We start from the raw sequence: 16,979 nt of genomic DNA, 5'->3' as shown, positions 1-16,979 counted from the left end.
TGGAACGCGACATCGAGGACTCACAATGGCAGGAGTGATGACGCTCTTCTTGCATGGAGCAACGAGAGGTTACAACGTCCGTTATCGCTGATCGTGGACGCCGCCCAACGGATCGATCGCCAGCAACAGCCGCGTGATCCCCGTGGCCGCGACAGGCGGCGAACGATGTAGAATTTCCGGTCGCTCCGCCCATACCCGCCCTTTGAACAGGCCGACCTCGCCGATTTGCAGTTGGCCATGCGCGACGAGTGGGTCGGCATGAACCCCGCGCGCCGCGAGCCACTGCGTTCCAGGACCGACGAGCGGCATCAGCAATCGTACCGTCACGTTGTCGGCGTGAAACTTCCGGCATGCATCGGTCTGGATCACATCCAACCGAACGCGCAGACGGTCGCACGCGACGATCTCCGCGAAGCCCACCGCGAACGCGGCGAGCTCGTCCGCAAGCCCGAGGTCGGCCGGGTATCCCGCGTTCGCCAGCGATATGGGTAACGCCCGCGGTACGTCGACGACATCCATCTCGTCGTCGATGTCGTCGATCGCATCCCAGCCCAGTTCGCTGACCGCCGCGCCGTACTCCGGCGCAAGCCGTTGCCAGATCGCCAGATGCACGGTTTCGTCCATGATGCGCTCGAGGATCGCCGGATCACGTCCGATCGCCACTGCGGCGCGTAACGCAGGCTCTTTTTCACGTGTATCCATCGGCATTCGCTCCGCAAAGCGTTCAATGGTATGGTGTATCATACCGCACTCGTGTCATCGTATCGGCAGAAGGTCAACCCGCTCGAAGCCTCGCATAGTTTTGCTTGCTGCGCCGACGCTTGCGCTGTTGCCCGAGCGCGGGCAGTAGGCGGGCAAACCTCAGGAGTTCCGACATGGCCAGCGCATTAGAAATCGATCAGTCGAGCATCGTCGACAACGATATCCAGAAGCAGATCGAGTTCCTCGGCGAGTTCGATGGCGACGAATATGAGTTCGCGGTAAAATACGCGGTTCTCAAGGAGTTGAGCGGCGACGAGCCCGAGGATGACGGCATCGAGCTGTTCAACCGTTTCAACGACGATATCGTCGATGCGTGCCTGGCAGCGCTGGAGCGCAAGCCTGGGGCTTCGACGATCGTCGTCGACGAGAACGACCTCGAATAACGGCGGAAAGCGGGCGGCCGGCGATCGTCTTCAGGACACGCTGGCCGTCGGCTCACACTTCCCAGAAAGCCGATGACCTAGTCGCCGGTCACGAACCGCCGGATGCGCGCCGAATAGTGGCTGCCGACGAGCAGCGTCACCCCGAACAGCATCGATGCTCCCCATATCGTCGCAAAGACGATGATGACGATCCTGAGCATGGTCGAACTCCGTCATTTCCTCGATCGGCTCGACTTATGATCCAGAACCGGCACGGCACCTGAACGGCGCGTCAATCGTGCGTTCATTTCATCCTGCAGCAGGCCGAACGAATAGGGCGGTCAGATGCGTCGTTCCCGGCGGAGCAGGTAGATATCCATGATCCAGCCATGCTCTGCGCGGAGCGAAGCGCGGGTGCGGACGATCTCCGCGCCAGCCTGCTCGAGCGGACCTGCGATCAATGACTGGTTCGGCATGCCGAGATAGGCGCCCCACCAGATCGCAATGCCTTCGTCTGCGAGCGTCTCGAATGCGCATCCGCCGTCGAGCATCACCGCGAGCGTATCCACCCCCTCCGGCCAGCCCCCTGCCCGCAACCGGCGCCCCGTCGTGATCAGCGCCGGCGCGGCAAGCGTGTTGAGAGGAATGGCGTGCGCCGCAGTGAGCACCTGAAGACTGGTGATGCCGGGTTCGACATGGACACGGATCGCCATGCCGCGCTCCCGCAACCGATCGGCGATCCGCAGGCTGCTGTCGTACAGCGATGGATCGCCCCACACGAGCAACGCCAGCTTACCGCCGTCAGGCAGATGCGCGGCGATCTGGTCGGACCACGCATCGGCGATCGAATCATGCCAGTGATCGACCGCATCGAGGTACGGCGAGTCCGGATCGCGGTGCGGAAGATCGAACTCGACGATGCGCGTTTCGCCGGTCACGACGTCCGCGCAGATCGTCCGTCTGAGATCGATCAGGTCCGACTTCGCGTCACCTTTGCGCGGCAGGAGGATGAGGTCGGCAGCGTTCATCGCCGCGATCGCGGCCAGCGTGAGATGCTGCGGATTGCCCGTACCGATGCCGATGAGGTGAAGGTCGATCATTCCGCGTCCATCAGCGGGCCGTAGAGGATGAGCGCGGGCTTGCCGGAAAAGCCCTCCTGCAATCGCGCGGCAAGCTCTGCGATCGTCGAGCGCGCCAGGCTCTGGTCGGGGTGCCCGATATTCTCGGCAATCATCGCCGGCGTGCCGGGCGACAGGCCATGCGCGATCAGCGATGCGGCCAGCGCGGGGAAGGTTCGCTTGGGCATGAAGACCACCGTCGTCGCCTCGGGATCCGCGAGGGCGGCCATGTTGCGCTGCTCGGGCAGATCGCCAGTGACGTCGTGGCCTGTCACGAACTGGACGCGCCGCGCGCTGAGCCTGCGTGTGAGCGGAATCTGCGCAGCGGCCGCGGCGGCGCTCGCGGCGCTGATGCCCGGGACGATCTCGAACGGGATGCCCGCCGCTCGCAGCGCGACGATCTCTTCCTCGAGACGGCCGAACATGCCGGCGTCGCCCGATTTGAGCCGGACGACGCGGATGCCGGTTCGGGCGTACTCGACGAGAAGTTGCGAGACGTGCGCCTGGCTCGGCGAAGGCCGCCCGGCGCGCTTGCCGACCGCGACCAGATCGGCACCATGGCGTGCATGGCCGAGTACCGCCGAGGACAGGTCGTCGAACAATACCGCGTCCGCAGCCTGCAACCGCGCCACGGCCTTCAATGTCAGCAACTCGGGATCGCCCGGGCCCGAGCCGACGAAGGACACGAACCCCGTCACGAAACAGGCGCGATCATATGGAAGAACGTACCGGTGACCCGTCCGCGACGGGAGCCCGTTTCCGGCACTGCCTCTCCCTGCGCATCCACGACATCGGCTAGTGGCGCGTCGGGCTGTTCGAGGATCGTCGAATAGTGAAACTCGTGCCCTGCGAGCGTGGCGCCCTGCGCGAAGCCCGCCATCGGTGCTAGCAGCGACGCTCGTCGATAACCGAGATGCATCTTTCGCTGCGCATAACTGGTGACGAGGCCGAGCAGCCCGGCCATCCGGTGGCGTGTCCCGTCGGCGTCGATCAGCCCCTCGCCCAGCGCCATGTAGCCGCCGCACTCGCCGTGGACGGGGCGCGTCTGGGCATGCTCGGCGAGCGCGGCGTGGAAACTGCGCGCTTCGCTGAGGCGTCCGGCATGGAGTTCGGGATAGCCGCCGGGTAGCCAGACGATGTCGGCGTCCGATGTGGGCGCCTCGTCGGCAAGCGGTGAAAACGGCAGCACTTCAGCCCCTGCTCTGCGCCAGCCCTCCAGGACGTGCGCATAGGTGAACGAGAACGCGGCATCCTGCGCGAGCGCGATCCGTTGTGCCGGAGGGCGGACCCAGGCTTCGTGGGGAACGGATGTCGCGGTTGCAGCGGCAGCCTCGCGGAGCGCTGGGATATCGACGTGCGCACGCAGGAATGTCGCATACTCATCGATCCGCGCATCGAGGTCGGCATGCTCGACCGCCTGCACAAGCCCTAGATGCCGTTCCGGCAGCTTCAGGTCGCCGCGCCTCGGCAAAGCGCCGAACACGCGGATGCCGACCGCGTCCATGCCGGCGCGCGCGAGCCGTTCGTGCCGCGGACTGGCGACGCGGTTGAGGATGACACCGGCGATCGGCACGCTGGGATCGTAACGGCTGAACCCGAGCGCGGTGGCCGCGGCGGACTGTGCCTGGCCGGAAACGTCGATCACCAAGACGACCGGCCAGCCCATCCGGCGAGCGATGTCTGCGCTGGCGCCGTTGCCGGTCTCGCCCGGCCTGGCAACGCCGTCGAACAGCCCCATCGATCCTTCGGCAAGCGCGAAGTCGGCATCGTCGGCCTTCGCCGCGAGCGTATCGAGCATGGCAGCGGGCATCGACCAGCTATCGAGGTTGAACGATGCCCGGCCGCTCGCGGCGCGGTGGAAGGCCGGGTCGATATAGTCGGGGCCGCTCTTGAACGGCTGGACCGCAACCCCGTCGTCGCGAAGCGCACGGAGCAGGCCGAGCATGACGGTGGTCTTGCCGGTGCCCGAGGCTGGGGCGGCAACAAGCAGGCCTGGGGTCATGCCTCACCTCCGGCAAACTTCGACTCCGCCGATTGTGGGCGAAAGCGACGGTCATAGCCTTGCGCGTAGAGGCTGCTTTCGGCGAAATCCTTGGGCGAGATCGCCTGTCCGACGAGGATCAACGCGGTGCGGTCGGGCTTGCCTTCGATCGTGTCCGCGATCGTTGCGAGCGTGGCGCGTTCGATCTGCTGGTCGGGCCAGCTCGCGCGCCAGACGATCGCGACCGGGCACTCGGCGCCGTAAGCCGGCGTCAGTTCGGCGATGACCTGCGCGAGGTTGTGCACCGAAAGGTGGATCGCCAGCGTCGCCCCGGTAGCGGCGAACGTGGTGAGTTTTTCCGCAGGTGGCATCGTGCTGGCACGGCCCGGCGTGCGGGTCAGTACGACCGATTGAGCGAGTTCGGGGAGCGTGAGCTCGATCTCCAGCGCGGCGGCGGCGGCGGCGAAGGCTGGTACGCCGGGCGTTATAGTGAACGGGATGTCGAGCGCGCGGAGGCGGCGGAGTTGCTCGCCCATTGCCGACCAGATCGACAGATCGCCCGAATGGAGCCGCGCGACGTCCTGGCCGGCATCGGTTGCTGTCTGGATCTCGGCGATGATCTCGTCGAGCGACAAGGCCGCGGTGTTGACGATCCGCGCACCGGGCGGACAGTGATCGAGCATTGCCACCGGAATCAGTGAGCCGGCGTATAGGCAGACCGGTGATCCGGCGATCCGATCGCGACCTCGCAGCGTGAGAAGATCGGGCGCGCCGGGGCCGGCTCCGATGAAGTGAACGGTCATGCTTCGAATCCTTCGGCAACTGATCGCGCGATGGCGCAGGTCGCCATTCGATCGGGCGAAATGTGACGGGGGGTCAGCAACCGGGCGCCTGGCCCCGCCGCGGCGAGCGCAGAAGCTTCGGCAACGCTGCCGGTGGCGCGCGCCTCGAGGCTGGCGGCAGACCGCGTCGACGTTTGTGCCGACTGCAACGCGCTGGGCGATACCGCGATCATCGGCACACCCATAGCCTCGGCGAGGGGCGATACCAGCGCCTGCTTGTCGTGCGGCGCGGCAAGCGCGGTTACCGGAGGGTAGCCATGTTGCGCGCTGGCGAGCACGGTGCGCAACGTGTCGAGCGTCGCGCCCGCCCGAAAACCGAAGCCGGCGACGATCACAAGCAGACGCTCCACTGGACCACGGGATAGCGCGCGCGCCAGCCGCGACGCGAGCCGATCGGGACCACGTCGGACAGTTCGATGCGCAATAGCGTGCCGCCTTTCAGTCCCTGCCAGCGCGTGAGCAGCGCTTCGGATTCCAGCGTGACCGCACTGGCGACCAGACGCGTTCCGGTGGCAAGCATCGAGAACAGCGATTCCAGGAGCGTTTCCGACAGACCGCCGCCGATAAAAACGGCGTCGGGCCGTGCGTGGCCTTCGAGGATCTCAGGCGCCCTGCCCTCCACGACCGTCAGACGGTCTACCCCCAGAGCGGCGGCATTGGCGCGGGCCCTGCCGGCGCGGGTCGGGTCGGCCTCGAACGCGACCGCTTGCGTCGATGGATGCGACAACAGCCATTCGATCGCGATCGAACCCGAGCCGGCGCCGACATCCCACAATTTCTCACCCGGCTTCGGAGCAAGTGCGGACAAGGTCAGCGCGCGGATCGGGCTTTTGGTGATCTGGCCGTCATGCTCGAACCACGCGTCGGGCAGACCGGTTGCCTGGGGCAACATGTCACCTGCGCCGGCGAATGTTATGCCGATCGCAACGGGATGGGCGATATCGGCGAAATCCAGGTCGGCGGCGATGGCGTGGCGGATGCGTTCACGAGGGCCGCCAAGTGCTTCGAGAATGTGCAGGCGCGATCCTCCAAAGCCGAGCGCGCACAGATACCGCGCGAGAACGGCAATCGCATCGCCGTCACGCACCAGGACTAGCGCTTTGCGGTCGACCGCGATGTGAGGACGCAGCCGCGAAAATGGCGCGGCGTGAAGACCGAGGCACGGCGTGTCCTCCAGCGGCCAGCCGAGCCGGGCTGCAGCGAGACTGAACGTCGACGATACGGGATACGCGATCCATTCGTCGGCAGGCAGATGGCGCGTGATCGACGTGCCTGCGCCGAACCAGAACGGATCGCCAGAGACGAGCATGACGACGTGGCGGCCGCGGTGCGTGAGCAACCGCGAGATGCCCTGATCGAACGGTACTGGCCAAGGTTCGACCTCAGCCGTAAGATCGCCGACGAGCGCCAAATGGCGGGTCGCGCCCGTCACGACCTCCGCTTCGGCAAGCGCCAGGCGGGCCGGCGCGGAGAGGCCGGCGATGCCGTCTTCGCCGATCCCGACGATCGTCAGCCATGGAGCCTCAGCCATTCCGACCATCCTCGTTCTTGGCGGTACGACCGAAGCGAGCGCGCTCGCTGCGATGCTGGCGAAGCGCGGCGACGATGCAGTGCTCAGCTATGCCGGGCGTGTCGCCAGCCCAAAGGTTCAGCCGATCCCGGTGCGCGTCGGTGGGTTTGGCGGCGTCGATGGGCTTGCGTCGTATCTGCGTGAGCACGGCGTGACGCATCTGGTGGACGCGACGCATCCGTTCGCGGCTCGGATGAGCGCGAACGCCGTCACGGCCGCGGCACGGGCAGGCGTTTCGCATATCGCTTTGACGCGGCCGCCCTGGGCTCCCGTCGCTGGCGATCGGTGGACGCGGGTGGCCGATATCGAGGCGGCGGTCGCGGCTCTGGCAGGCCCGGCGCGGCGCGTGATGCTGGCGTTGGGACGAATGCATGTCGATGCGTTCGGCGCGCAGCCTCAGCATGAGTATCTGCTGCGGTTCGTCGATGCGCCCGACCACCCGCCCGGTTTGCTGCGGCATCATCTGGTAGTCGATCGTGGGCCGTTCGATCTGGACGGCGACCGGCGGTTGATGACAGCGCACGGGATCGAGATGGTCGTCTGCAAGAATGCGGGCGGTACGGGCGCGCAGGCCAAGCTGCGCGCGGCGCGTGCGCTCGGGCTGTCGGTGATCATGATCGACCGACCGGTCCTGCCGGATCGGCTGGAGGTGCATGCCGCGGAGGACGTGCTGCGCTGGATCGATCACGGCGCCGACCGCGGCGTATAGAGGATCGGGCCGCCTGCGCGTTCGATAATCCGGGTCAGGCTCGAGCCGATGATGATCATCGTGCGCATGTCGGCCATCTCCGCGCGAGCTTCGGGCAAAGGCACGATGCGGAGCGTTTCCTCGGGCGTGGAGACGGCGCGTGCGAACAGGACGGGGCGGTCGTCGGCGCAGGTTTCGCGGAGGATCTCGAAGATGCGGATCAGCGCATCCGGGCGCGCCTTCGATCGGGGGTTGTAGAAGGCGATCGCGAAGTCGGCTTCGGCGGCTAGCCGCACGCGGCGTTCGATCAGCGGCCAGGGCTTGAGATTGTCCGACAGGTTGATCGCGCAGAAATCATGGCCGAGCGGCGCACCGGCGCGCGCGCTTGCGGCGAGCATCGCGGTGATGCCGGGCAGCACGCGGATATCGAGGTCGCGCCACTCGCGCGGGCCGGCTTCGAGCGCTTCGAACACCGCCGCCGCCATCGCGAACACGCCCGGGTCGCCAGAGGATACGACGACCACGCGGTGGCCTTGCGCAGCCAGCTGGAGCGCGTGCGTGGCGCGGTCGAGTTCGACGCGGTTGTCGGTCGGGTGGAGCGTCAGGCCTTCGCGGGGGGCGACGCGGGCGACGTAGGGGATGTAGCCGATCACGTCGGTCGCGTCGGCGAGTACGGCGGTGACTTCGGGCGTCACGAGCGCTTCGTTGCCGGGGCCGAGCCCTGCGATGGCGAGCCAGCCGGTCATGGGCGACGCCCCTGCCCATGGATCAGGAGGATCGCGAAATAGGGTGTGACGGCGTTCGCTTCGGATAGCCGCGTGACGCGCTGGTTCCCCATCGCGGCATATTCGACGAGCCATGCCGCGTCCTCGCGCCCAGCGGCGGCGACGGCGCGGCGGAGCTTGTCGAGGTGGCGGCCGATCTTCATCACCACCAGCGCGTCGGTGTCTCGGATCCGGCGAACGAGGTCCTCCTCGGGCAGCGTCCCCATCAGGACGGTCAGGACGTCGTCGCCCCAGGTGATCGGCGCACCGCTCGCGGTCCAGGCGCCAGACATGCCAGTGATGCCGGGGACGACTGCGACCGGTGCGATGGGCTGGAGCCGGGTGTAGAGGTGCATGAACGAGCCGTAGAAGAACGGATCGCCTTCGCAGAGGACCACGACGTCTTCGCCTGCCTGGACGAGCGCGGCGAGGTGATCGGTGCACGCGGTGTAAAAGGCCGACAGACAGTCGTTGTAGCGCGGATCCGAGACGGGGATCTCGGTGGTGACCGGGTATTCCATCGCGAATTCGATCACGTCGTCGCGGAGCATGCCCTCGACGATCTTTCGCGCCTGGCCGGGACGTCCGGCCTTGCGGAAATACGCGACATGACGCGCGCCACGGACGAGGCGGTCCGAACGGACGCTCATCAGGTCCTGCGCGCCGGGACCCAGGCCGACGCCGTGGATCGTCCCCCCAGATCGCACGAGGGTCATTCGGTGCCGCTCGCGAGCGCGTTGATCGCGGCGACGGTGATCGCGCTGCCGCCCATCCGGCCTTCGACGACCACGCACGGCACGGGCTGGTCGGTCCAGAGCGCCGCCTTCGATTCCACCGCACCGACGAACCCGACCGGGCAGCCGATGATCGCCGCCGGGCGCGGACAATCGGGGTCCTCGAGCATGTCGAGCAGGTGGAACAACGCGGTCGGCGCGTTGCCGATCGCGACGACCGCGCCAGCGAGATACGGGCGCCAGAGTTCGAGCGCGGCGGCGGATCGCGTGTTGCCCATCGTCCGGGCAAGGTCCGGTGTTTCGGGCGCGTGGAGCGTGCAGACGATGCGGTTTTCGGCAGGGAGGCGCGCGCGCGTGATGCCTTCGGTGACCATGCGCGCATCGCACAGGATCGGGGCGCCGGCCTGCAGTGCGCGACGGGCCTCGACCGCGAAGGTGGGGGAGAAGCGGAGGTGCTGGGCTAAACCGACGAGCCCGGCGGCGTGGATCATGCGGACCGCGACCGGCTCTTCCTCGGGTGAGAAGCGGCCGAGATCGGCTTCGGCACGGATCATCGCGAAGGACTGGCGGTAGATCGCCGCGCCGTCGGTTTCATAAGCGTACGGCATTCAGGCGGCTCCGAAATGGGCGAGGATCTGGGCGGCGTCCAGACCTGTGATGGCAGGTGGTGCGCCCGCGCGCGCGGCATAGGCGAGGTCGTATCGGCCTTCGCGACCGGTGAGAACGATGTCGGCGGGGGCCGCGCGGGCGCATCCCTTGGCGCAACCCGAGACGTGCAGGCGGCCAGCGACGTGGGGGGCAAGGCGGTGGGCCAGCGCGCGGGTTTCGACGGTGGCTTGCTGGCAGGCCGGTGCGCCCACGCAGGCGTCGGCGTGCAGGAACGGCGAAGATGGGTCGGTGATGAACTCGGCCGGGTTGGCCTGGAACGGCGCGTCTGTCTCACAGATCACGACATGCCACGGCGTCATGCGGATGGCGCGGATGGCTTCGGCTTCGAGCAAGCGCGTCAGGGCTGGCGCTGCGATACGACCGAATGGCAGGCCGAGCGCCATGCCTATCGGATGCGGACCGGACTTGAGCGCCGTGGCTGCGAATGCGGGGGGTGTCGTCGCGGTCGCCCAATCGGGGAGCGGCGCGTGGTGGCGTGCCATGCGTTTATTGGCGCGGCCACCGCTTTCGACGAACCAGTGCGCGAGCGCGATCAGCCGGTCGACTTCGGTACCGGGCGATAGCGGTATGCCGTTGGAGCGGCCATCCGCACGGAGGATCAATTGGCCGGTTGCAGCAGGTTCGATGCGGAAGTCTGCTGAGGCGTCTCTGAGTACGGGCGTCGGGCCAGCGTCGACCGCGAAGCCGACTTTGCCGGGGAGGTCCGGTAGTTCCGCGAGGCGGGCGCGCAAGTCTTCGGCGATGCGGTGGGTATCGTCGCCCACGCACCATTCGGCAGCGACCAGAATGTTGGCGCGCGCTTCTCGGACCGGGTCGGACTCGATCAGGGCGAGGTCGAGAAGCGCGTCGATCAGCGGGCGCCAGCTATCCTCCCGGACGCCGCGGATCTGGAGGTTGGCGCGGGTGGTGGCGTCGATCTGACCGTTGCCGTGCCTTGTCGCCGCTTCGCAGACGCCAAGTGCCTGGGCGCGCGTTAGACGGCCAAGCGGTGGCCTTACACGGACCAGCAGTCCATCGCCGGCCATCATCGGACGCCAGGCGTCGGGGCACCAGCCTTTGACGACGCCGTTGGTAACCGGCGGGGTCAAATCGGCAAGTCCAGGCTCGCGAGGATCGAGTTGCGACGGGTCGGCCAGAGATCGGCGGCGTGGAGGGCGGCGAACCGCGCCTTCATCGCCGCGAGCGCGCCCGGGTTGGCATTGGCGAGGAAGGCGTGGACGTCGTCGCGGCCCAGCGTCGCGTCGTAATAGAGATCGATCAGTTCGGGACGAACCGCGCTGGCGAGGTGCGTGAAGGCGCCGAGGTGATCAAGCGTGGCGGCGATCTCCGCGCCGCCACGGAAGCCGTGCCGCATCATGCCGTCGACCCAGGCCGGGTTTGCCGCGCGGGCGTGGACGACGCGGGCTATCTCCTCGTTGAGCGGGCGGGCCTTGGCCTGGTTCGGATCGCGCGCGTCCAGATGGTAGAGCGTGGCGCTGCCCCCTGCGACCGATTGCGCGGCGGCGAAGCCGGCCTCGTGCGCGGCGTAATCTGCGGCGAGCAGGAGGTCGGTCTCGGGCAGGTCCTGGACGTGGACGAAAGCATCCGCGGCGGCGACACGCTCGCGGATGCCGGTGGGATCGAAACTGTCTTGGCCGTCGTCGAGGACGTGGCTGGAGGCGGACAGCCAAGCTTGGCCGGCCGTCAGGCGCGCTGCGGGCGTGTAGGTTTCGGCGGCGTCGCCCATGCTCAGGCCGTAGCGGCCGGGTTCGGGACCGTAGACGCGGGCGGTGGAGGGCTTGCCGACGAACGGGTTCCAGTCCTGCGGTTCGTCGCGTGTGGCGAGGGCCCGGACAGTCTGGCCGAACATTGTGCAAAGCGTCGGGAAGGCGTCGCGGAACAGGCCCGACACGCGCAGCGTGACGTCGATGCGGGGGCGGTCGAAGTTCGCCAGTGGCAGGATCTCGACACCCGTCACGCGGTCGGATTGCATGTCCCACACCGGTTCCGCGCCGAGCAGATGGAGCGCCATCGCGAACTCCTCGCCCGCGGTCCGCATCGTGGCGGAGGCCCATAGGTCGACGACGAGGGTGCGAGGGTAATCGCCGTGATCCTGCAAATGGCGGCGAATGAGTTCGTCGGCGAGCTTCACGCCCTGAGTATGGGCGGCGCGCGACGGGACCGCGCGAGGGTCGGTGGTGTAGAGGTTGCGGCCGGTCGGGAGGACGTCGGCGCGGCCTCGCCACGGGGAGCCGGACGGGCCGGACGCGACGCGTTTGCCTTGGAGCGCCGACAGAAGACCCGCGCGTTCCGCTGCGCCGTGTTCGCCGCGGCCGTAGATGTGGAGGCCGTCGCCATACTGGCTCTCCTTCACGTCGCAGACGAAGGTGTCGATGCGGGTAATCGCGTCGGCTTGGGACTGTGCGTCGTCGAGGCCCAGCGTTGCGGCGAGACCGGTGGCGGTGGCTTCGTCGCGGATGTCGCGTTGCAGGCGGTCGCGGCGCGCCGGATCGAGGCCGTCGGCGTTGGAGAATTCGTCAAGCAGCGCTTCGAGGCGGCCGAGGCCGGCACCGGTGCGCGTGCGCTCCAGCGGTGGCGGGACGTGGCCGAGCGTGACCGCACCGAGGCGGCGTTTGGCTTGCGCCGCCTCGCCGGGATCGTTGACGATGAACGGGTAGATGACGGGCATCGCGCCGGTGAGCGCCTCGGGCCAGCAGGCATCGGACAGCGCAACCGACTTGCCGGGGAGCCATTCGAGCGTGCCATGCGCGCCGACATGGACCAGCGCATCGGTGCCCCGCGCGTGGAGCCAGAGGTAAAAGGCGACATAGGCGTGGCAGGGGCAACGCGAGAGGTCGTGATATTCCTCCGTGCGTTGCTTGGTTCGGCCGCGTTCGGGTTGAAGGGCGACGAGTGCGCCGCCCTGATCGATCGCGGTGAACGTGAAGTCTTCCGTTGGATCGCCCCAGGTTTCCTGAAGGTCCTTACGCAGGGCCTCTGGGAGGTACGCGATGGCGTTGCGATACTCGGAGAGCGGCCAGTGAATGTAAGCGCTAGCGAGGTCCGCCGCGTCGGCTGTAATCGCGTAGCCGGCGTCCGTGAGGTCGGCGAGGATCGCTTGCGTAGAGGCTAGCGCGTCGAGACCGACGGCGTGCGCCATCTGGTATGCCTTGCCGGGGTAGGTCGAGAGGACGATCGCGAGGCGGTGCTCAGCGACGGGCTTGCTGGCGAGGCTAGTCCAGGCTTCGATGCGCGCGGCGATGGCGGTGATGCGGGCCGGGTCGGCGCGGTGTTCGCGGCGGGTGTATTCGAGGTCGCCGTCGCGGGCGGCGCTCTCCTTGAAGCTGGCGACGCCGGCGAAGAGGCGACCGTCCACTTCGGGGAGGACGACGTGCATGGCCAAGTCGGCGGGCGACAGGCCTCGGGTGGCACCGGCCCAGGCGGCGCGGTCGGAGGTGGCTAGCGCGATCTGGAAGACGGGCACGTTCGCGCCGTCGAGAGGCGTCGTGTCGGAGACGCCGCGGGCGGAAAAGGCGGTGGCGTTTACGACTGCGGCGGGTTCTAGTGCATTGACCCAGCGGCTCAGCCAGACGGCTGCGTCGGGGGCTTTGAGCGAAGGCGCGAAGAGGCCGATGACGTCGAACCCTCGCGCGGAAAGTTCGGCGTGGAGCGCTTCGATCGGGTCGAGGTCCGCGGCGGTCAGGTATGAGCGGTAGAAGACGATCAGGATGCGGGGGCGTGTCGCGTTCAGGGCGAACGCGGCCGGGCAGGTCACGCCGTCATGTGGCTGCCAGCCGCCGACATCGGCGATCGCGCGGACGCCCGTTACGGGACCAGCGTAACAGCCGGCGGCCAGCGCGAACTGGGCTAGCGCCGCCTGCGCCGCGACTGCGCCGCCGGTGTCGCAGAGATGGGCCAAACGGCGGAGCGTCGATAGCGGGATCGTCGAGGCGGCGTCGAGCCGCGTGTCGATGCGCCCGTCCGCTGCGAGGACGGCGAGCGCTATGCCCTTCTCCCGCGCGAGGTTTTCGACCTGTTGCAGGCCGTAGCTCCAGTACGAGCGCCCGCCGATCAGCCGGATCAGGATGCCTTTCGCGCCCGCCAGCGTCTGCTCGACATAGGTGTCGACCGAGAGCGGATGCTGGAGTGCGGTCAGGTTCGCGAGGCGTAGCGAGGGCAGTCGGCTTCCGGCCGCATCCGCACGTCTCCAACCCGCGGCGAACGCGCCGAGGTCACCGTCGGAGAAGGAGAGGACGACGAGATCCGCGGGGGATTGGGCGAGGTCCTGCGGGACCGTGCTTTCCTCCAGCCCGTGAGTCTCGCGGAAGACGACGTGCATCGTGGGCCTCAGCCGTCCAGAGCGGCCTTGATGCGGGCCTCGTCGATCCGGTCGTGCTCGGCGATCACCACCAACTGCGTGCGGCGCGGTTCGCCTGCGCGCCAGGGGCGGTCGTACTGAGTACGGACCCGCGCACCGACTGCCTGAACGAGCAGGCGCATCGGCTTGCCGGTGACGGCCGCATAGCCTTTCACGCGGAGGATGTCGGCACCGCGGGCGAGCGCTTCTATCTTCGCGGTGAGGTCGGCAGGGTCGGCGATCTCGCCAAGCTCGACGACGACGCTGTCGAAATCGTCATGCTCGTGATCGTCCTCGCCGTCGTGATGCGAGGGGCGGCTGGCGATGTCGTCCTCGGCGGCGGCGTTCAGGCCGAGGATCACGCGGGGGTCGATGATGCCGTCGGTGAGGTCGATCACCGGGAGCGGCCGTGCGGACTCGGCGGCGATCACCGCGCGTGCCTTCGCGACGCCCTCGGGGCCGGCGAGATCGACCTTGGTCAGCAGCACGAGATCGGCGCAGGCGAGCTGATCCTCGAACACCTCCGACAGCGGCGTCTCGTGATCGACGCTGGGGTCGGCGGCGCGCTGCGCGTCGAGCGCGGCGACATCGGGGGCGAAGCGACCGGCGGCGACTGCCTCGGCATCGGCGAGTGCGATGACGCCGTCGACGGTGATGCGCGACCGGATCGCGGGCCAGTCGAACGCCTTCAGCAGCGGCTTGGGCAGCGCGAGCCCGGACGTCTCGATCAGTATGTGATCGGGGCGCGGGTCGAGCGCGAGGAGAGCCTCGACGGTCGGGATGAAGTCATCCGCCACGGTGCAGCAGATGCAGCCGTTCGCCAGCTCGATCACGTTCTCGGCCGGGCAATCGGGGATCGCACAGCCCTTGAGGATATCGCCGTCGATGCCGAGCGTGCCGAATTCGTTGACGACGACGGCGAGGCGGCGGCCGTTCGCATTGCGGATCAGGTGGCTGATGAGCGTGGTCTTGCCGGCACCCAGGAAGCCGGTGACGATGGTGACGGGGACCTTTGCCAAATTGGGCGAACGATCGGACATTATATTCTCCTGCAAGCACACGCACGCACGACCATAGGGCCGCACGCGTTCGTCGCTCAGACGGAGTACCGTGCCGCGACCATCCCCTGGATCGTAGCAAGAGCGACCGTAGCGCTGGCAGGTCTCCTGGCTTACGGGTCGAGGCTCGACGTACGCCTTCCCAGGTTTCCCCAGTGGCTGCCCTTGCGTGAAGGGCGTGTGCGTCTCGCTCACCGCTTACAGTTGCAGGGACAGCCGCGGCATTGGGAGGAACTCCCGCACCGCATTCCCATTCAAGCCCCGAAGGGCACCGGCGCGATCTGTGAGGTTCGGTGCAACCGACCCTCAGAAAGTGAACTAGATGAGTTTGCGGGGACTGCCAATGCGTCTTTGCATACGTCATGCCGGGCTCGTTCCGGCATCCACGGATCCGCATGCTCGATAGCCATGAGTTTGCGGAACCGTGGACCCCGGAACAAGTCCGGGGTGACGGAGGGGTGCGCTATCCGTGCACGACTTCGATCTCGTCGAAGCGTTTCCAGCGGTAGATCGCGAAGCTCAGCACCCAGCAGAGCACGAACAGCCCGATGATCGCGAAGCCGAGGCCGTTGAAATTCTCGCCGAGCGCCTCCGCCAGATCCCAGATGCCGCCGGTCAGCCCCAGCTTCGATCCGAGCAGCGCGAGCGTCTCGATCCCGCCGATCGCGATCGCGACGATCGCCGAGATCAACGTGATGGTGATGTTGTAATAGAGTTTGCGGATCGGCTTCACGAACGCCCACTCATACGCGCCGAGCATGACGACCCCGTCCGCGGTATCGACCAGCGCCATCCCAGTCGCGAACAGCACGGGCAGAACGAGGACGGTGCCGATCGACAGGCCGTCGGCGGCTTGGCTCGCGGACAGGCCGAGGATCGCAACCTCGGTGGCCGTGTCGAAGCCCAGCCCGAACAGGAAGCCGAGCGGCGCCATGTGCCAGCTCCGCGTGACCAGCCGGAACATCGGCCGGAACAGCCGCGCGAGCAAGCCGCGGTTGCCGAGCAGCAGGTCGAGATCCTCCTCGACATAGGTGCCGCCACTGCGGACATGGCCGAAGGTCCGCCACACCGAGCGCAGGATGATCAAGTTCATCGCCGCGATCGTGAACAGGAAGACGGCGGAAATGACGGTCGCGATGACGCCGCCGACCTGTTTGAACGCCTCGAACTGCGACAGCGCGCTGGCGGTGAGCGCGATCGCGACAGCGGCGATCAGCACGATCCCCGAATGACCGATCGCGAACCAGAAGCCGACCGCGATCGGCCGCTGGCCGTCCTGCATGAGCTTGCGAGTCACGTTGTCGATCGCGGCGATGTGATCCGCGTCGACGGCGTGCCGCAGACCCAGGCCCCAGGCGAGCAGCGCGGTGCCCAGCATCAGCGGTTGCGCGTGGAACAGCGAGAACGCCCAGCCCCAGGCGGCGATGTTGGCAATGATCAGGCCTGCGAACATCCAGCCGATCCGCTTGCGGGTGGCGGCGCGCGTCGGTCTCTCGATCGTTCTCTCTATCGTCGCAGTCGTCATGCAGAACTCCCCGGCGTCCGACGAGGACGGGGGCCTGCCGCGAGCGGCCGGGACACGCGAAGACCGGACGCCATGAGCAGCCGACGCGCGTCGCCGTGCGGCCCCTGCCGCGCGTGTCGTCGCTCAGACGGCGTTCACCGTGCCTCGGCCACCCCCTGGACCGGGACAAGAGCGACCAGACGCCGGCAGGTCTCCTGGCTCACGGGTCAAAGCTCCACGCCACGCCTTCCCAGGCTCTTCGGCCCAGTGGCTGCCCTCCAGTCGAAGGGCCCGTGCGTCTCGCTCGCCGCTTACAGTTGCAGGGACAGCCGCGGCATTGGCAGGGCGAACCCCACCGCACCGCATTCCCAATCAAGCCCCGAGGGGCACCGACGCGATCATGCAGGCGGCGTTGATCCGCTGCCCGCCCGGTTGGGTATCCTGCTTTCGCGGCGCTGCCAATATGCGCCTCGGCCAAACGTGGTCTCGGACGCCCCGACCGATCGGAAACAATTCGTAATTCAATTTGGCTTTTTCGCGGCACCGCGTCATGTTGACCGTCAATCGCGGAGCATCGTCAGATTCCGCGCA

General features: G+C 67.6%; 17 protein-coding genes and 2 riboswitches. Of the genes, 2 read left to right on the top strand and 15 right to left on the bottom strand.

The genetic code is table 11. The features are described 5' to 3' along the window. Positions 1-81 precede the first annotated feature (81 nt). A complete protein-coding gene (locus IFR23_RS08395; protein WP_192975485.1) occupies positions 82-702 on the bottom strand; it encodes a DUF1826 domain-containing protein in 621 nt (206 codons plus the stop codon). 173 nt (positions 703-875) lie between these two features. Here IFR23_RS08395 and IFR23_RS08390 point away from each other — a divergent pair, with 173 nt between their 5' ends. Then, entirely contained in the window at positions 876-1,145 is a 270-nt protein-coding gene (locus IFR23_RS08390) for a DUF1488 family protein (protein WP_107962382.1), read from the top strand. Between the two features lie 77 nt (positions 1,146-1,222). Here the strand turns inward: IFR23_RS08390 and IFR23_RS20430 are convergent, their stop codons facing one another. The 7 genes from IFR23_RS20430 to cbiE all read right to left on the bottom strand — a co-directional run bounded on the left by IFR23_RS20430 (position 1,223) and on the right by cbiE (position 6,605). Beyond that, the gene (locus tag IFR23_RS20430) at positions 1,223-1,345 is read right to left on the bottom strand and encodes a hypothetical protein (RefSeq protein WP_274599171.1); all 123 of its coding nucleotides are present in this window, start codon (positions 1,343-1,345) and stop codon (positions 1,223-1,225) included. A 120-nt stretch (positions 1,346-1,465) separates the two neighbouring features. Beyond that, positions 1,466-2,224: a precorrin-6A synthase (deacetylating) gene (gene cobF, locus IFR23_RS08385; protein WP_192975484.1), complete on the bottom strand. Its 759-nt coding sequence runs from the start codon at positions 2,222-2,224 to the stop codon at positions 1,466-1,468. Further along, the gene (gene cobA / locus IFR23_RS08380; RefSeq protein WP_192975483.1) at positions 2,221-2,940 is read right to left on the bottom strand and encodes a uroporphyrinogen-III C-methyltransferase; all 720 of its coding nucleotides are present in this window, start codon (positions 2,938-2,940) and stop codon (positions 2,221-2,223) included. Before cobA ends, cobF begins: the two co-directional genes overlap by 4 nt. After that, positions 2,937-4,244: a cobyrinate a,c-diamide synthase gene (locus IFR23_RS08375; protein ID WP_192975482.1), complete on the bottom strand. Its 1,308-nt coding sequence runs from the start codon at positions 4,242-4,244 to the stop codon at positions 2,937-2,939. The genes cobA and IFR23_RS08375 overlap by 4 nt, the downstream gene beginning before the upstream one ends. Further along, entirely contained in the window at positions 4,241-5,026 is a 786-nt protein-coding gene (gene cobM / locus IFR23_RS08370) for a precorrin-4 C(11)-methyltransferase (RefSeq protein ID WP_192975481.1), read from the bottom strand. The genes IFR23_RS08375 and cobM overlap by 4 nt, the downstream gene beginning before the upstream one ends. Further along, positions 5,023-5,415 carry a cobalamin biosynthesis protein gene (locus tag IFR23_RS08365; protein WP_342344900.1) on the bottom strand — a complete coding sequence of 131 codons (393 nt, stop codon included), beginning with the start codon at positions 5,413-5,415 and terminating at the stop codon, positions 5,023-5,025. The genes cobM and IFR23_RS08365 overlap by 4 nt, the downstream gene beginning before the upstream one ends. Further along, positions 5,397-6,605: a precorrin-6y C5,15-methyltransferase (decarboxylating) subunit CbiE gene (gene cbiE / locus IFR23_RS08360; RefSeq protein ID WP_446740894.1), complete on the bottom strand. Its 1,209-nt coding sequence runs from the start codon at positions 6,603-6,605 to the stop codon at positions 5,397-5,399. Before cbiE ends, IFR23_RS08365 begins: the two co-directional genes overlap by 19 nt. On the opposite strand from cbiE, the gene IFR23_RS08355 reads away from it, so the two are divergent. Beyond that, complete coding sequence (locus tag IFR23_RS08355; RefSeq protein ID WP_192975691.1) at positions 6,595-7,344, top strand: cobalt-precorrin-6A reductase; 750 nt, start codon at positions 6,595-6,597, stop codon at positions 7,342-7,344. The two genes, cbiE and IFR23_RS08355, sit on opposite strands and share 11 nt — an antisense overlap. Here the strand turns inward: IFR23_RS08355 and cobJ are convergent. The 7 genes from cobJ to IFR23_RS08320 form a co-directional block, all read right to left on the bottom strand. Next, the gene (cobJ, locus tag IFR23_RS08350; protein WP_192975479.1) at positions 7,320-8,069 is read right to left on the bottom strand and encodes a precorrin-3B C(17)-methyltransferase; all 750 of its coding nucleotides are present in this window, start codon (positions 8,067-8,069) and stop codon (positions 7,320-7,322) included. The two genes, IFR23_RS08355 and cobJ, sit on opposite strands and share 25 nt — an antisense overlap. Then, positions 8,066-8,803: a precorrin-2 C(20)-methyltransferase gene (gene cobI / locus IFR23_RS08345; RefSeq protein ID WP_192975478.1), complete on the bottom strand. Its 738-nt coding sequence runs from the start codon at positions 8,801-8,803 to the stop codon at positions 8,066-8,068. Before cobI ends, cobJ begins: the two co-directional genes overlap by 4 nt. Then, positions 8,800-9,429, bottom strand: a complete 630-nt coding sequence (locus tag IFR23_RS08340; protein ID WP_192975477.1) for a precorrin-8X methylmutase — start codon at positions 9,427-9,429, stop codon at positions 8,800-8,802. The genes cobI and IFR23_RS08340 overlap by 4 nt, the downstream gene beginning before the upstream one ends. After that, positions 9,430-10,578, bottom strand: a complete 1,149-nt coding sequence (locus IFR23_RS08335; protein WP_342344899.1) for a cobalamin biosynthesis protein CobG — start codon at positions 10,576-10,578, stop codon at positions 9,430-9,432. Further along, positions 10,575-13,808 carry a cobaltochelatase subunit CobN gene (gene cobN, locus IFR23_RS08330; protein WP_192975476.1) on the bottom strand — a complete coding sequence of 1,078 codons (3,234 nt, stop codon included), beginning with the start codon at positions 13,806-13,808 and terminating at the stop codon, positions 10,575-10,577. Before cobN ends, IFR23_RS08335 begins: the two co-directional genes overlap by 4 nt. A gap of 8 nt (positions 13,809-13,816) precedes the next feature. Further along, a complete protein-coding gene (gene cobW / locus IFR23_RS08325; protein ID WP_192975475.1) occupies positions 13,817-14,866 on the bottom strand; it encodes a cobalamin biosynthesis protein CobW in 1,050 nt (349 codons plus the stop codon). 99 nt (positions 14,867-14,965) lie between these two features. Beyond that, positions 14,966-15,175: riboswitch (cobalamin riboswitch) on the bottom strand. 172 nt (positions 15,176-15,347) lie between these two features. Continuing rightward, positions 15,348-16,409: a HoxN/HupN/NixA family nickel/cobalt transporter gene (locus tag IFR23_RS08320; protein WP_446740893.1), complete on the bottom strand. Its 1,062-nt coding sequence runs from the start codon at positions 16,407-16,409 to the stop codon at positions 15,348-15,350. Between the two features lie 167 nt (positions 16,410-16,576). Further along, positions 16,577-16,795, bottom strand: a riboswitch (cobalamin riboswitch). Positions 16,796-16,979: the final 184 nt, after the last annotated feature.

This window comes from Sphingomonas sp. CFBP 13603 (assembly GCF_014892665.1).
Lineage (GTDB): Bacteria > Pseudomonadota > Alphaproteobacteria > Sphingomonadales > Sphingomonadaceae > Sphingomonas.
The sequence above is the reverse complement of the archived record's forward strand: the minus strand, read 5'-3'. Positions and strand labels throughout refer to the sequence as shown.